Here is a 15,384-nt window from a genome sequence, read left to right as displayed (position 1 = left end):
TCTCGCCGTGGCAGGTGTCCCCACCTGCCACTGAAAATATGTCAATTGCCTTATTTTTTTTTACTTAATGACATTGCCCGATAGGGTTTTTGGGGTGTATGGTCTTGTTCTGCCGTGGTTGGTGTCCACACCCGCCTCGGCTTGCTGTAAAAATAAAAAAGGTCAGGATTTCCTCCTGACCTTTCTCGAAACTATGCAATTTCTAATGTCTTATGTCTAGTGTCTATTGTCTATTGTCTATCTAGAATACCTAAATTGTTGTTTATCCATCATTCCCATTTGAGCTTTCATCATTTTGATTTGCTCTTCAAGGAGTTTGTTTTTATCAGCTTTTTTAGCTTCTGCCAGGAGTTTTTCAGCTTCGCGTTTATTACGTTTTGCCATTGCGATTCCTGCAAGGGATAATTTCGCCAAAGCGACATTATGGTCCATATGTAGACCCATGGTTAGGGCTTTTTTGAAATATTTTTCTGATTGTAACGGTGCTCTTTGGGATTCGATCAATCCTAACAGCATATGGTAATAACCGTGCTGTGCATTGATTAATTCTTTTCGTAGTTTTTGATTTTGTTCAACCATACTTCGGCTTTATCCATACGTTCTTTACGGAGGAACCATTGTGCGATCAACATTTTCTCGTTGAAGAAAACGGTCACCCAAGCCAAAATCGTAATCAGGATTGCTAAAATCCCCCAGCCCCATTGTCCAATCCAGAACAAAGCAACTGTTCCGATTACCAATAAACTACAAATTATAATGCGAACTATATTTGACATAATTATGCTTAATACTGTAAGTTTGCAAATATCCGTTAAATTGCTGTAGTATACAACTTGTTACAGCAAAATAATGTAAAATTTTATCAAAAGCTATGTCAGAACGTTTCGATTCATCTTGGGATTCTATTATAAAACCATTATTTCAGACTTCAAAACTACAGGAGCTCTCAGAATTTGTGAGGAACGAGCGGAGTTTACATCAGGTTTTTCCGTCGGCAGACTTGGTTTTCAATGCTTTTCGGCTGACTCCGTTGAACAACCTGAAGGTTGTAATTTTGGGTCAGGATCCTTATCATAATGATGGTCAGGCGCATGGTCTATCGTTTTCTGTTCCTGCTGGGATTGCAATTCCACCAAGCTTGAGAAATATTTATACTGAATTGGTTACGGATATCCCGGGGTTCAAATACCCTAATCATGGTAATCTTAGCAAATGGGCAGAACAAGGTGTCTTATTGCTGAACGCCACGCTTACTGTTAGGGCACATGAAGCTGGTTCTCACCAAAAGAAAGGTTGGGAATTTTTTACCGATGAGATTATAAAATCCATTTTCAGACCAAGCAGAAAATGTTGTTTTTCTTACTTTGGGGAAGTTATGCAATCAAGAAATCGGCTCTGATAGACAGCAAAAAGCATCTTATTTTAACGGCAGTCCATCCTTCACCCCTATCCGTGTATCGTGGGTTTTTCGGCTGTGCTCATTTCTCGAAAGCAAACGAATATTTGAGATATTCATAATAAACTGCCGATTGACTGGCAGGGTATAGTGTAATCTAAGCGTACCGCTCGATTAAGTTTTTATACTTGTAATCTTCAGTTGATAAGATTTCGATGTGATTGATCTTTATCTTCTGGTCATTTTGGGATGATATGAGTAAACATCATATGGCTATCGTATGTTATTTCCCAATCTGCATGAAAATCTATTGGCTGAACAGCTTCACCCAACACTACATACTCGAGATTTTCCCTGTGTTGAATAACGACTGATTCAATGTGGTTGTCAGGTCTTTCGTTAAGGTAATACCAAGCTCCATCACCTACACCGCCTAAGTATTTAGCATGCTTAGGGACAGATATTGGTTTAGACCTAAAGTTTACTGCACCGATTATAATATCATTAGGCAGCAGACTAGCTTTATTCCTGAATACGTTATCACCCAATTGTTTAACCAGGAAAAAGAATGATTTCCATCGGTTCATTTTGAAGGTTTTCAATCCTTCTTGTGGGGTATAGCTACTGACCATTCTGCTATTGCATACGTTAACAATATTGCTGATGGGGCTTGCTTTAATTGTTTCCGGAAGGTTAATTCCATGCCAATAGTGATACTTCGGCGAGGATTTCATCAACATTCTTGTAATAAATCGGGAGCAATTATTGTTGTTTTTTGCTACTGCACCATAAGGGAATGTTCCTTCTTGTACACATTGGTCGCCATATTCTTTTGCGATATCAAAGTTTATGTTTTTTGCTATGCTGAAGAACAATCTACCTTCACCATACATTGCAGACTTCAATGTTTCAAAGTGCTTGACGATTCCTTCGATATTTTGGATTTCGGAATTTTCGATTTTTGCTTTGACTTTAATTTCGAGCATGGGGTCGGAGTCTTTTGACCTTGCTCTGCCGTATCCTCTGGGAGTAATATATCTTCCAAAGTCATAAAAGAACATTTCTCCGTTTCGGTGATTTACCAAAACGACTCCGGTGTGACCTACCTTAAAGTTCAGGTTTTTGACAATACCGATTTTTTTGAAAAACATCATCCATTTTTCATCTCCACGTATGGTGGCATCTGGCCATGTCAATATGATTGCAGAATCTTGATATGACATTCTAAAAAGATTAATACTCTAGCGGTACAATTGGTTCCTTTTTACTTGTTGACATAATCATCATCGTCTGGAAAGTTTTGACAAAAGGTATTTTTGAGATTTTTTCCATGATTACGGCTTCATATGCCTTAATATCTTTGACATATACTTTCAACATAAAGTCGCAGTTTCCCGTTACGTGATGACATTCCGTAACTTCCGGTATTGCACGTACAGCTTCGACAAATTCTGGGATTGCGTTATGCGTATGAAAGTCTAGTGAGATTTGTATAAAAGATTTAATTCCCAGTCCTAATTTTTCTTCATCTACAAAAGCGTGATAACTTTTGATGAAACCAGAATTTTCGAGCTTGCGGACGCGTTCCAAAGTGGGAGCGGGCGATAGTCCAATATTGGTCGCCAATTGCAAATTCGTGATACGTCCGTTTTCCTGAAGCAACTTCAAGATTTTTAAGTCCGTTTTATCTGGTTGGTAAGACATAGGCATTTAAATAAAATTAAAGAACGATAAATATACAAAATTTTATTTGGTTTAATGCAAAATGTATTTCCAATTTGTTGGCGGGGTATTATATAGTTACAATTGATTTTAAGAAACATTATTAATTGATTTTATTTATATCAATCATTCTATTGTCATAATATAACGATTCTAAATAGCTTGAAATGCGAGAGAAATGACTTTTATCATTTTTTTTATGATATGGGGTGTAAGAAGAACACAAAACAGGCTATTTTATGCTTTTTTAGTCGTAACTTTGCAATTCAAAACTAGTGGGCGCTTACCCATTTTTAAAGTGAAAGAGATATGAGCACCAAAGACGACGATTTATTAAAAGAGTTAGAGCTCGAAGAATATAAGTACGGTTTTACGACCGACATCGAGATGGAAATTGCGCCAAAAGGGCTTAACGAAGATACTATCCGATTGATTTCTCAGAAGAAAAACGAGCCGGAATGGTTATTGGAGTGGCGTTTGAAGGCCTATCAACATTTCTTGAAGATGAGCATGCCTACATGGCAGAACTTCAAGAACCCAGAAGTTGATTTTCAAGATTTATCTTACTATGCAGCTCCGAAGCCAAAGAAGCAATTGGAGAGTTTAGACGAGGTTGATCCGGAGTTATTGTCAACTTTTGAAAAGTTAGGCATTCCATTGGATGAGCAAAAGATTCTTGCGGGTGTAGTAGCTGTTGATGCAGTATTTGATTCCGTATCGGTTAAAACTACCTTTAGGGAAAAGCTGAAAGAACAAGGAGTAATTTTCTGTTCGTTTGGCGAGGCTGTTCAAGAGCATCCAGAATTAGTTAAACAATATTTAGGAACTGTTGTTCCCCAAACAGATAACATCTATGCGGCATTGAATTCTGCGGTATTTTCAGATGGTTCATTTGTTTATATTCCAAAGGGTGTTCGTTGCCCGATGGAACTATCGACCTATTTTCGTATCAATGCTCAGAATACGGGTCAGTTTGAGCGCACCTTGATCATTGCGGATGACGATTCATATGTTTCATACTTAGAGGGCTGTACAGCTCCAATGCGTGATGAGAACCAATTGCATGCTGCGGTTGTTGAATTAATTGCTATGCGCAATGCAGAGATTAAGTATTCGACTGTTCAGAACTGGTATCCTGGTGACAAAGACGGAAAAGGCGGTATCTACAACTTTGTGACGAAACGTGGTATCTGTAAAGGGGACCATTCTAAAATTTCATGGACTCAGGTTGAAACAGGTTCTGCTATTACATGGAAGTATCCAGGCGTTATCCTTAAGGGTGACCATTCCGTAGGTGAGTTCTATTCAGTTGCAATGACTAGGAACAAGCAATTAGCAGATACAGGAACAAAAATGATTCACTTAGGAAAGAATACTCGTTCGAAGATTATTTCTAAAGGTATCTCTGCTGGACACAGTCACAATAGTTACAGAGGATTGGTGAGAATTGGTCCTAACGCGGACAATTCAAGAAACTTCACACAATGTGACAGTTTATTGATTGGAGACCGCTGTGGAGCCCACACATTCCCATATATCGAGAGCAAGAACAAAACTGCTACTCTAGAGCACGAAGCGACCACATCAAAAATCGGCGAGGATCAAGTTTTCTATTTAAATCAACGTGGTATTGATTCGGAGAAAGCTGTTGGTCTCATCGTGAATGGTTATGCTAAAGAAGTATTGAATCAATTACCAATGGAATTTGCCGTTGAGGCACAGAAATTATTAGCGATCTCCTTAGAAGGGTCGGTAGGATAGAAATAAGATAGAATATGTTAAGCATTAAGAATTTGCATGCGTCGATTGACGACAAACAAATATTAAAGGGACTGAATTTAGAAGTTAAAGCCGGAGAAGTTCATGCGATCATGGGCCCTAACGGTGCTGGAAAGAGCACTTTAGGAAATGTTTTGGCCGGACGTGACTCTTACGAAGTTACTGAAGGGGAAGCTTTTCTAGATGGTGTTGATCTATTGGAATTATCACCAGAGGATCGTGCTCGTGAGGGATTGTTCTTAGCATTTCAATATCCTGTTGAAATCCCTGGGGTCTCTAACATCAACTTCTTGAAGACTGCGGTCAACGATATCCGTGAATATAAGGGATTGCAACCGATGGAAGCAAAAGACTTCTTGAAGATGGTTAAGGAAAAGCAACAATTGGTTGAGTTTTCAGCAAACTTGGCTAACCGTTCTTTGAACGAAGGATTCTCAGGAGGCGAGAAAAAACGTAATGAGATTTTCCAATTGGCGATGTTAAATCCAAAATTATCGATTTTGGATGAAACAGATTCAGGTTTGGACATCGATGCATTAAGGATTGTAGCTAATGGTGTAAACCAATTGCGTTCCAAAGACAATGCATTTATCGTCATTACACACTACCAACGTTTGTTGGATTATATCGTCCCAGATTTTGTACACGTATTGCACAATGGTCGCATTGTAAAATCGGGCACAAAAGAATTGGCATTAGAATTAGAAGAAAAAGGTTACGACTGGTTAAAAGAATTAGATACGCAAAACGCCTAATCAGTTGTATTAAGAAACGAGGTAATGAGCGGATTGACAACAAATAACATGAGTACACTAGTAGCAAACTCCTTATTCCAACAGTTGACATCAACATTTCAGGAATTGGAAACAAGCAATGATACGTCTGCGGTTAAGGCTCTTCGCGAGGAGGCTTTCACACGCTTTCATGATCTTGGTTTTCCAACAGTGAAGAATGAGGATTGGAAATATACGAATATCCATGGATTGGTAAACAGAAACTACTTATTAAATGAGGATGTTGATGTTTCAGATTTAGATCTTAGTGCAGCAGATATCCCAGGATTAGATGCTCACCGCATCGTGTTGATCAATGGTCAATATGTATTTGCTTTTTCATCTCTTGAGGATGAGATAGGTTTGATTGTTAAACCTATTGAAGAGGCACAACATGAACCGAAGTTCCAACAGCATTTTGCAAAACATGCTGACAAAACTGAAAGCACAACGGTTGCACTGAACACGGCATTCCATACTTCAGGGATTTTCTTGCAAGTAAACAGGAATAAAGTAGTTAGCAAGCCTATTCAGATCGTGCATGTGGCAACTGGAAATCAAGATTTCTTTGCCCAAACGCGTAATTTGTATATCCTTGAGCAAAATGCAGAAGCAGAGATCATCGAATCTTTTATCACCTTGGATGGTGCCGCTTTCAACTTGAACAACAAGGTTACTGAGATTGTGGTTGAAGAGAATGCGAAATTGCAACATTATTACTTGCAATTAGCATCCAATAATAGTCACTATATCAAACCATACTGAAGTTTATCAAACGAAGCACAGTTTATACAACAACTACAATTGTAATTTCCCAGGTGTTGCATTTGTTCGCAATGATTTAAATGTACGCTTGGATGCTGAAGAAGTTGAGTCCCATCTTTATGGCATCAAATTTATTGGCAGACAAACAATTTGTGGACAACCATACGGTCGTAGATCACATGAAACCACATTGTGAATCTTATGAATGGTACAAGAACATTCCGCAAGACGAATCTACTGCAGTATTTAACGGTAAGATTTTCGTTCGCGAGGATGCTCAAAAAACAAATGCATTTCAACAAAACAACAATATGTTGATTGGTGATAAATCAACCATCTATACTAAGCCGCAGTTAGAGATTTTTGCTGACGACGTTAAATGTTCACATGGATGTACCATGGGTCAATTTGACAACGATGCATTGTTCTATCTTCGTGCTCGTGGTATCGGTGAAGAAAGTGCACGCATTTTATTGGTGCACGCTTTTGCTTTCGATGTGACTTCGAGGTTCTCTGACGAAAATGTTAGAAACTATGTGGAGGAATTGGTAGCGAAAGGATTAGAAAGAAAATAATAGTAGTGTAGTTTTAGTATAAAAGCGTTTTGGCGAAAGTTAAAACGCTTTTTTTTATTTAATGCATTTGGATTTCAAGTAATTGGATTATATTTGCTTTATGAGCACTTACCAATATACAGCATTAATCAAGAGCCCCTTGCTCTATTGAGTTAGCTTTAAGCATTCAAAACTCAAAGATGTTCAGTCGAATATTTGGCTGTCTGTATTTTTAATCATTCAATATTTATTTCATGGAAAAGAACCATTGGTTTAAGACTATATTTATATATGGATAGGGCAATTTGTCTCTTTGATAAGTAGCTCAGCCGTAAACTTTGCGGTTATTATTTGGTTAAGTTTAGAATTCAAGTCTGCTGAGGTTCTGGCGGTTGCAGCTATTGCTGCATTACTGCCTTAAGCTATTATTGGTCCATTTGCTGGAGTATATATCGATCGGATGGGACAAGAAGAAGGTTATGATTTTATGCGGATGCCTTTATCGCGACTTGTACATTGTTAATGACCTTCGCCTTGCGTGATGGTCAAGTACAATTAAATTGGATGTATCTATTGATGGCTTGTCGTTCAATAGGTTCAGCATTCCACCAACCTGCTCTTCAGGCAGTAGCTCCATTGATTGTTCCACAAGACCAATTGCTTCGGGTATCAGGGGTCAATCAGATCTTACATTCAGTAAGTGCTATTGCAGGTCCTGCATTAGGTGCTTTGGCTATTGCTGCCCTTCCGATACACCAGGTATTATATCTAGATATAATAGGCGCTGCCTTTGCTATTGTTAGTTTGATGTTTATCAGTATTCCTTATATTAAACCTGAGAGCTTGGCAACTATAAGGCAGGTATGGCGAGATTTGAAATTAGGATTTCTGGCAATTCATCAAAACAAAGGGTTGAATAGGATGTTCCTTTACTCTATCCTAGCAATGATGGGTGTATTACCAGTCGCCATTATGTTTCCTTTAATGACCATAGGTCACTTTGGTGGAGGACAAGTTAGAAATGAGCATTATCGAAGTAGTCTGGGGTGTTGGAATGCTAGTTGGAGGATCGGCATTAAGTGCATTCAAGGTGTCTTTCCGAAAAATTCTCCTGATCAATGTTATGCACATTGTTCTTGGATTGACCTTCGTTTTATCAGGAATTCTACCACCATCATCATTTATTCTTTTTGTTGTTTTGACGGGTTTTGGTGGGGCTTCCATGTCGATATTCAATGCCGTCTTCATGACTATTATACAAGAAGAAATTGCAGCAGATATGTTGGGTAGAGTATTCTCATTATATTTTAGTTTTGCAATTATTCCAAGTTTGATCGGTTTATTGTTTGCTGGAAATATTGCGGATCATATCGGAGTAGCTAATGCATTTATTATCGCAGGACTGTTGTGTATTGTTTTAGGTGTAGTTTCATTTATGACGCCGAGTTTAATGAAGTTGGGGCTTGAAAGAACAAGTTCTAATGGATGAGGAGAATTAAGCTCTTACAACCTCGATTTCAGGTTAATCTTCAGTAATTCTTCTACAAATTCATTGTTATCAGGTGGTGAGATATAAATCTCATCGTATTTATTATATCTAACAATAATTCCATGCCTTGCAAATGCAGGTTTCATTCCTACATACATGGTTTTACCCACCTCTAGTTTATTGATATTTTTAATCTTTATTTTACCGAAAAAAATAAAGCTACTATACCTTAAATATTGGCCATCAATTTTATAAGATGTTGTGAAGTAAATGATTAACAAAAGAACTGTTATTCCACCAAGCAATGAGAACATTACCATAAGCCATTCTTTGGCTGTTGCATCGCTAAAAATGAGCATGACCAAAAATACTGGGATAAGTATTCCGTAAGCAAAAAAGAAATTATAGTTGTCCCATCTAGACTTATAATTTGGCATATTCTAAAATAAAAAAAGCTTCCAATATTTGGAAGCTTTTTTTTTGAGCGAAAGACGAGATTCGAACTCGCGACCCCAACCTTGGCAAGGTTGTGCTCTACCAACTGAGCTACTTTCGCTTGAAAGTGGTACAAAAATACAATAATACTTGCTTCCTGTCAATATCAAGGGTGATATTTTTGCAAATATTTACAATCTTATAGAGTTGCTTTGATCGCATCTACACAATTCATACCGTCTATTGCTGCCGAAACTATCCCTCCAGCATAACCTGCTCCTTCTGCACATGGATATAAACCAGTCACTTGCGGGTGTTGCAGAGTCTCCTTATCTCTTGGAATCCGAACAGGGGATGATGTCCTCGATTCTACCCCGACTAAGATAGCTTCATTGCTATAATATCCTTTCATCTTCTTTCCAAATACAGGCAAAGCACCTTGCAGTGCCGAATACACGAATTTTGGCAAAACTTCTCTCAAGTCTACAGAACGGGTTCCAGGCTTATAAGAATTCTCGGGTAAGTCTATCGACACTCTGTTATTGACAAAATCTTCCATTCTTTGTGCTGGAGCAACTAAGTTACCTCCGCCAAGTTCAAATGCCTTCTGTTCTATCTGTCTTTGAAATTCCAACAATGCGAAAGGATCTTGGTCAGCACCTACGACATCTTCAAGATTTATCTGGATCACCGTTCCAGAATTGGCATGAGGATTATTTCTTTTAGATGGAGACCATCCGTTTACTACAATTTCGTTTTGATCTGTTGCGCAAGGTGCAATAATTCCACCGGGACACATACAGAATGAAAAAACTCCTCTTCCATCCACCTGTTTCTACCAGGCTATAATAAGCTGGTGGCAAGTTTTCCGGACGGATGCTGCAATGGTATTGTGCTGAGTCAATGACGGATTGAGGGTGTTCAATACGCACTCCCAAGGCAAAGGGTTTTGCTTCCAAAAGCCAGTTCTTGGAGCGGAACAGTTCAAATATATCTCTAGCAGAATGTCCTGTAGCGACTATTACATGATCAGCATTAATAATACCTGCGTTTTCAGTCCTTACACCTTGCACTTTACCAAATTGTTCGATAATATCGATCACCTTACAATCAAAATGGACTTCACCCCCCATTTCAATTATTCTTTCACGGATACTTTCGATGATATGTGGTAATTTATTAGTTCCGATATGCGGTCTCGCGTCGACCAATATATCTTCAGTAGCACCATGTTCGACGAATATGGAAAGTACCTGCTGCACATCACCCCGTTTATTTGAACGGGTATATAGTTTACCATCCGAATATGTTCCAGCTCCCCCTTCACCAAAGCAATAATTAGATTCAGGATTGACAAATCCTTCTCGATTGATTTTTGCCAGGTCTCTTCTTCTATCCTGTACTTTTTTCCCCCTTTCGATCACGATAGGTTTTAAACCTACTTCTAGGCATCTGTAAGCTGCAAACAAGCCTGCAGGGCCGGCCCCTATTATGATAACAGGTTTTGCATCCTTTACATTTTTAAGTTTCGTATGGTAATGGGGAGCTTGAACAGGCTCATCGATAAAAAAGACCACTCTCATTCTAAACAAGACCTGCTTTCCACGAGCGTCAATTGATCGTTTCCTGATGTGGAACCCGTTGATTCTATTGGGATGTACTCTAAGTTTTTTAGATCCTTCAGCAAGGATACGTTTTTCGTCCTGTACAAAGTCGGGACTTAAGGCGATTTCGATTTCTTTTTGCATAATGATGTTGGGGTTTTATCCCAAAAAGCAATGCAAAGATACCAAAAACTGACAGAATTTCGTTTTTTGCGTGTATTGGTATGTCATTTGATATTGCTTTTTTGTGAAAACAAATTCTTACTTTTAAATATTACTTGTTAAAACATTACACATGAAAAGATTATTAATCGTATTTGTAGGTTTATTGACTGCCCTTTCATTCAGTTCTTGTGGGTACAATACCATGGTATCGAAGGATGAAAATGTAAAAGGAAAATGGGCGCAGGTTGAAAATGCTTACCAACGTAGGGCGGACTTGATCCCTAACTTAGTGAACACTGTTAAAGGAGCTGCACAGCATGAACAAGGGACTTTGACAGCAGTAACTGAGGCTCGTGCAAAAGCGACTTCTGTACAAGTAGATCCAAACAACTTGAGTGAAGAGGCAATTGCAAACTTCCAACAGTCGCAAGATGGTCTATCACAAGCTATCGGTCGTTTATTGGTTAGTGTAGAAGACTACCCGGATTTGAAAGCTAATTCAAACTTTCAGGAGTTACAAGCACAGTTAGAGGGTACTGAGAACCGCATTTCGGTTGAGCGCAGAGCTTACAATGAGGCTGTTCAGGACTACAACACTACTGTCCGTAGCTTCCCTAACAATATTATGGCTGGAATCTTTGGATTTAAGGCTAAAGGTACGTTCAAAGCTGCTGAAGGTTCTGATAAAGCACCGACAGTTCAGTTTTAATGCATTTTTATTGTTGTTAATATAACGTAAAGATGAATGTTGGGGGCTTTCACTTCTGCATTCATCTTTTCTATTTAGATACCCATGGAGATATTCAATCAAGAAGAACAAGAGCAAGTAGTTCATGCGATAAGCCTTGCTGAGAACCGCACTTCAGGCGAAATCCGGTTGGTGGTTGAGCGTAGGGTACATAATATGGACGCTATTGATCAAGCAAAATACTATTTCGAAAAGCTGAAGATGCATGAGACCACACAAAGAAATGGTGTTCTTATTTATCTTGCCACAGATGACCATCAGTTTGCCATCATCGGCGACACGGGAATCAACAATAAGGTTCCAGAGGATTTTTGGGAATCAACCAAGGAGTTAATGCTTGGTTATTTTAAAAAGGGAGATTTTGCTGAGGGCCTAATTGAAGGCATCCAAAAAGCAGGTGATCAATTAGCCACCTATTTCCCTAGGAGAGCGGACGATGTGAATGAACTTCCGAATGATATTTATTTCGGTAAATCTTAAATTTTTATGCAGAAAGCATCACTAACTGTGAAATTTTCAACTAAAATATTCCTCAGTTTCTTTGTAGGATTATTGTTTCATTTTCAAACCTATGCGCAGGATTTTCCACCTGTTGCGACGTCCTTGGTAACAGACTATACGAACACGTTATCTTCTGGACAGAAGCAACAATTGGAGAATAAGCTGTTGGCATTTGAAGCCTCTACCACGATTCAGATTGCAGTAGTGGTCATGAATAGCACTGGAGATTATGATATTGCGGACTATGGCGACCGATTAGCCCAGAAGTGGGGTGTTGGGAATAAAAAATATGAGAACGGTATTTTATTTTTAGTAGCGTTGGGGGATCGTGCTGTTACTATCCGTACTGGATATGGTCTTGAAGGTGCCGTTCCTGATGCCATTGCTTATAGGATAATAGAGAATGAAGTAAAACCAGCCTTTCGACAGGGAGATTATTTCAAAGGGATTGACGATGGCACAAGTGCCATTATTTCTTACACAAAAGGGGAATATAAGGCAGATCCTAAGGATAGCTATTCTACCGAAGGCGGTGGAGGAGTTCCTATTATATTCATTATTATCGTTATTATCATTGTTATATCACTGATTTCGAAATCCGGAGGTGGCGGTAAGAACGGCGGTGGTCGTGTTATGGGCGGTCGAGGTTCTTCAGATTTATTCTGGTGGACCTTATTGAACTCATTGGGCGGTGGCCGTGGTGGAGATAACGGTGGTGGTGGCTTTGGCGGCGGATTCGGTGGAGGCGGCGGTGGCGGCTTTGGCGGATTTGGCGGCGGAGGTTTCGGTGGCGGTGGTGCTAGCGGAAGATGGTAATTGGAACGATATATGTATGAAACTATTATAAAAAAAGCGATATGAAAAAAACAATGTTAGCTGTATTGGCAGCGGTCCCATCATTGCTATTTGCGCAAGAGGATTTCTCCATAAAGGGAACTTTGAAAAATGTGGATGCGCCAGCGAAAGTGTATTTGATGTATGTAGACGGCGGGCAGCGCCATATTGATTCTGCTAACGTTGAAAAAGGACAATTTACCTACAATGGTATTGTTGCCGAACCAACACAAGCACAATTGATATTATCTGCCGATGGAAAATCACTTCGCGAACTTAGCAACCCTGATATGACTATGCTTTATTTAGCAAAGGGAGTTATCAATGTGAATGGTGAGACATTAGCTGCGTCGGAAGTCACAGGAAATGAAATCAACAAAGATTTTGCAAAATATAAAACCTCTATCAAGGGTGTTACGGATCAATTTGCCGCTTTAAACAAGGAGTTTCAAGCAGCAAGCCCGGAACAACAACAAGATGAAGCATTTGTAGGTGGACTGCAAGCAAAAGCGCAAGGACTATTTGACCAACAAAAGAAAATCAATGAGGAATATGTGAAAGCAAACCCAAATAGCTATGTTACTTTGGGCTTGTTGGAAGAAATGGTAAGCGCTGAGAATGTAAATGACGTAGTTGTTCCAACCTATGATAAATTATCTGGAGCATTGAAAAACACGACTAAGGGAAAAGCTTTGGCAGCCAAGATCGATAAACTTAAAAAAGTTGCAATCGGTTCAGTTGCACCTGAAATTGCGTTGCCTGATACTTCGGGAAATGTTGTTAAGCTATCCTCTTTACGTGGAAAATATGTGCTGATTGATTTTTGGGCAAGTTGGTGTGGACCTTGTAGACATGAAAACCCTACAGTAGTAGCTGCTTTCAACAAATTCAAGGATAAAAATTTCACTGTATTTGGGGTTTCATTGGACCGCGAGTCAGGCAAAGCAGATTGGTTGCAAGCGATTAAAGATGACAACCTTACTGGTTGGCCACAAGTGTCGGATTTAAAATTCTGGCAATCTGAAGTTGTTGATCTTTATGGTATCGAAGGAATTCCACAAAACTTCCTATTAGATCCAGAAGGAAAAATCATCGCGACTAACCTTCGTGGACCCGCATTAGAAGCAAAATTAGCGGAAGTAATCAAATAGATTACCGATAAAAAAAAGCGAGCCTAGAAGAATCTAGGCTCGCTTTTTTTATGAATTAAGTAGCCGTTTAGCCAAATAATATTCTGAATATATCCTCTAATGTTGCCACTGGTCTGACCAATATCTGATATCTTTTAATATCTAATCCTTTGGTGTTGTATTTCGAAATAAAAATCTGTTCGAACCCTAATTTTTCTGCTTCTTGAATTCTTTGTTCAATTCTATTTACAGCTCTTATTTCCCCGGAGAGGCCTACTTCACCGGCAAATGTAATATTAGATTCCAAAGCTATATCTTGTTGCGAAGAGATGATTGCAGCAATAACGGCGAGGTCAATTGCTGGGTCTTCGACTCTCAATCCACCTGCAATATTCAAGAATACATCCTGTGCACTCAATCTGAATCCGAATCTTTTTTCCAGGACTGCCAGCAACATGTTCAATCTCTTTGTATCAAAACCTGTAGAGCTTCGCTGTGGCGTTCCATACGCTGAATTTGAGACCAGTGCCTGCACTTCAATCATTAAGGGCCTCATACCCTCTAACATGGCCGCTACAGCAATTCCACTGACCTGCTCTTCTCTTTGGGAAAGCATAATTTCTGAAGGATTGGAAACTTCTCTTAATCCAGAACCCTGCATTTCATAAATTCCTAATTCCGAGGATGATCCAAATCTGTTTTTTACTGCTCGTAAAATACGGTATACATGGTTCCGATCTCCTTCAAACTGCAAAACCGTATCCACCATATGTTCCAATACTTTTGGTCCGGCGATAGATCCGTCCTTGGTGATATGGCCGACTATAAATACCGGTGTATTTGTTTCTTTTGCGAAGCGCAACAATTCAGCGGTACATTCTCTGACCTGGGAAACCGAGCCGGGTGCTGATTCAATCTGTGCCGAGTGCAGCGTTTGGATAGAATCAATGACAACGACATTGGGTTCCACTTGGTCAATCTGTTTAAAGATATTCTGCATTGACGTTTCCGTCAATATATAGCAATTAGCATTTGAGTTTTGTGACAACCGTTCGGCCCTCATTTTTATTTGCTGTTCGCTTTCCTCGCCTGAGATATAAAGTGTTTTGACTTTCGGAATTGATAATGCAAGTTGTAACATTAGAGTTGATTTACCGATTCCGGGTTCCCCTCCGATCAGGACCAACGATCCAGGTACAATTCCTCCTCCCAGTACGCGATTGAATTCTTTGTCTGGAGCATGGATTCTTTGTTCTTCAGAATATACGATTTCATGTATTACTGCAGCTTTGTTTGCTCTTTTCTGTACACCTGGGGTTGAGGTTGTGCTTCTCCATTCAGGCACTCTGCTGGATGCCTTTTCCACAACTTCCTCTACGAAAGTATTCCACTGTTTACATGAAGGACATTGACCTAGCCATTTAGGAGATTCATATCCACAGGATTGACAGAAATATGCTGATTTTGATTTTGCCATTGAGCGAATTTA

The 15,384-nt window shown here is 39.3% G+C and carries 14 protein-coding genes, 1 tRNA gene and 3 pseudogenes; 11 read left to right on the top strand and 7 right to left on the bottom strand.

The window, feature by feature from the left end:
- Positions 1-237 precede the first annotated feature (237 nt).
- Positions 238-776, bottom strand: a pseudogene (locus FGL31_RS00845) (tetratricopeptide repeat protein).
- Positions 777-871: 95 nt separating this feature from the next.
- Here FGL31_RS00845 and FGL31_RS00840 point away from each other — a divergent pair.
- The gene (locus FGL31_RS00840) at positions 872-1,399 is read left to right on the top strand and encodes a uracil-DNA glycosylase (RefSeq protein WP_317130931.1); all 528 of its coding nucleotides are present in this window, start codon (positions 872-874) and stop codon (positions 1,397-1,399) included.
- The gene (locus tag FGL31_RS29525) at positions 1,348-1,518 is read left to right on the top strand and encodes a uracil-DNA glycosylase family protein (RefSeq protein WP_394366111.1); all 171 of its coding nucleotides are present in this window, start codon (positions 1,348-1,350) and stop codon (positions 1,516-1,518) included. Before FGL31_RS00840 ends, FGL31_RS29525 begins: the two co-directional genes overlap by 52 nt.
- A 117-nt stretch (positions 1,519-1,635) precedes the next feature.
- Here the strand turns inward: FGL31_RS29525 and FGL31_RS00835 are convergent, their stop codons facing one another.
- Positions 1,636-2,619, bottom strand: a complete 984-nt coding sequence (locus tag FGL31_RS00835) for a DUF6695 family protein (RefSeq protein WP_232046140.1) — start codon at positions 2,617-2,619, stop codon at positions 1,636-1,638.
- A gap of 10 nt (positions 2,620-2,629) precedes the next feature.
- Positions 2,630-3,100, bottom strand: coding sequence for an Lrp/AsnC family transcriptional regulator (locus FGL31_RS00830; RefSeq protein ID WP_093101265.1), 471 nt, complete (start codon positions 3,098-3,100; stop codon positions 2,630-2,632).
- A gap of 327 nt (positions 3,101-3,427) precedes the next feature.
- Here FGL31_RS00830 and sufB point away from each other — a divergent pair, with 327 nt between their 5' ends.
- The 5 genes and pseudogenes from sufB to FGL31_RS29520 all read left to right on the top strand — a co-directional run bounded on the left by sufB (position 3,428) and on the right by FGL31_RS29520 (position 8,478).
- Complete coding sequence (gene sufB, locus FGL31_RS00825; RefSeq protein ID WP_099369368.1) at positions 3,428-4,879, top strand: Fe-S cluster assembly protein SufB; 1,452 nt, start codon at positions 3,428-3,430, stop codon at positions 4,877-4,879.
- A 14-nt stretch (positions 4,880-4,893) separates the two neighbouring features.
- Positions 4,894-5,652 (top strand): Fe-S cluster assembly ATPase SufC, encoded by a 759-nt coding sequence (gene sufC / locus FGL31_RS00820; RefSeq protein ID WP_138089420.1) that lies wholly within the window; start codon positions 4,894-4,896, stop codon positions 5,650-5,652.
- A 48-nt stretch (positions 5,653-5,700) separates the two neighbouring features.
- The gene (locus FGL31_RS27280; RefSeq protein ID WP_262709010.1) at positions 5,701-6,435 is read left to right on the top strand and encodes a SufD family Fe-S cluster assembly protein; all 735 of its coding nucleotides are present in this window, start codon (positions 5,701-5,703) and stop codon (positions 6,433-6,435) included.
- A gap of 92 nt (positions 6,436-6,527) precedes the next feature.
- Positions 6,528-7,010: a SufD family Fe-S cluster assembly protein gene (locus tag FGL31_RS27275; protein ID WP_262709009.1), complete on the top strand. Its 483-nt coding sequence runs from the start codon at positions 6,528-6,530 to the stop codon at positions 7,008-7,010.
- A 233-nt stretch (positions 7,011-7,243) separates the two neighbouring features.
- A pseudogene (locus tag FGL31_RS29520) lies at positions 7,244-8,478 on the top strand (MFS transporter).
- Positions 8,479-8,492: 14 nt separating this feature from the next.
- On the opposite strand, the gene FGL31_RS00805 reads toward FGL31_RS29520, so the two are convergent.
- The 3 genes and pseudogenes from FGL31_RS00805 to FGL31_RS00795 form a co-directional block, all read right to left on the bottom strand.
- Complete coding sequence (locus FGL31_RS00805) at positions 8,493-8,915, bottom strand: PH domain-containing protein (RefSeq protein ID WP_138089419.1); 423 nt, start codon at positions 8,913-8,915, stop codon at positions 8,493-8,495.
- 46 nt (positions 8,916-8,961) lie between these two features.
- Positions 8,962-9,034, bottom strand: a tRNA-Gly gene (locus FGL31_RS00800).
- Between the two features lie 78 nt (positions 9,035-9,112).
- Positions 9,113-10,661 (bottom strand): annotated as a pseudogene (locus FGL31_RS00795) (NAD(P)/FAD-dependent oxidoreductase).
- A 151-nt stretch (positions 10,662-10,812) separates the two neighbouring features.
- Here FGL31_RS00795 and FGL31_RS00790 point away from each other — a divergent pair.
- From FGL31_RS00790 to FGL31_RS00775, 4 genes are all read left to right on the top strand, one after another.
- Positions 10,813-11,391 (top strand): LemA family protein, encoded by a 579-nt coding sequence (locus FGL31_RS00790; RefSeq protein ID WP_099369363.1) that lies wholly within the window; start codon positions 10,813-10,815, stop codon positions 11,389-11,391.
- An 84-nt stretch (positions 11,392-11,475) separates the two neighbouring features.
- Entirely contained in the window at positions 11,476-11,910 is a 435-nt protein-coding gene (locus FGL31_RS00785) for a TPM domain-containing protein (RefSeq protein WP_099369362.1), read from the top strand.
- A 6-nt stretch (positions 11,911-11,916) separates the two neighbouring features.
- Complete coding sequence (locus tag FGL31_RS00780) at positions 11,917-12,747, top strand: TPM domain-containing protein (protein WP_138089418.1); 831 nt, start codon at positions 11,917-11,919, stop codon at positions 12,745-12,747.
- Positions 12,748-12,788: 41 nt separating this feature from the next.
- A complete protein-coding gene (locus FGL31_RS00775) occupies positions 12,789-13,916 on the top strand; it encodes a TlpA disulfide reductase family protein (protein ID WP_138089417.1) in 1,128 nt (375 codons plus the stop codon).
- A gap of 67 nt (positions 13,917-13,983) precedes the next feature.
- Here the strand turns inward: FGL31_RS00775 and radA are convergent, their stop codons facing one another.
- A complete protein-coding gene (gene radA / locus FGL31_RS00770) occupies positions 13,984-15,372 on the bottom strand; it encodes a DNA repair protein RadA (protein ID WP_099369359.1) in 1,389 nt (462 codons plus the stop codon).
- Positions 15,373-15,384 lie beyond the last annotated feature (12 nt).

Origin of the sequence: Sphingobacterium daejeonense (assembly GCF_901472535.1) — a bacterium.
Taxonomy (GTDB): Bacteria; Bacteroidota; Bacteroidia; order Sphingobacteriales; family Sphingobacteriaceae; genus Sphingobacterium; species Sphingobacterium daejeonense.
Note: the sequence above shows the minus strand (reverse complement) of the source record. Positions and strands in the feature narration are given on the sequence as shown.